1 protein-coding gene is annotated in these 249 nt (G+C 73.1%); it reads left to right on the top strand.

All coding sequences use genetic code 11. From position 1 onward, the window contains the following. Positions 1–249, top strand: a 249-nt coding sequence (locus SAZ04_RS22660) for an aspartate-alanine antiporter-like transporter (RefSeq protein ID WP_332699981.1), incomplete at both ends; no start/stop codon positions are given.

Below are 249 nucleotides of genomic sequence, written 5' to 3'. Positions count from 1 at the left end.
GTACGCCTGGGCCACCTCGGCCCGCTCGTGTGGCACATGCCGGCCAGCGTGAACCTGGCGTTCCGCGAGCTCGGCATCACGCTGTTCCTCGCGTGCGTCGGGCTGCGCGCGGGACGCGCCGTCTTCGACACCGTCCTCACGCCGCAGGGCCTCGCGTGGATCGGCGCCGCCGCCCTGGTGACGATGCTGCCCCTGCTCCTCGGGGGCACGGTGGCGCGGCTGGCGCTGAAGCTGGACTACGTCACGTTG

The sequence above is a fragment of the Halalkalibacter lacteus genome (assembly GCF_036663595.1).
GTDB classification, from domain to species: Bacteria; Bacillota; Bacilli; order Bacillales; family Bacillaceae_D; genus Halalkalibacter; species Halalkalibacter lacteus.
The sequence above is the reverse complement of the archived record's forward strand: the minus strand, read 5'-3'. Positions and strand labels throughout refer to the sequence as shown.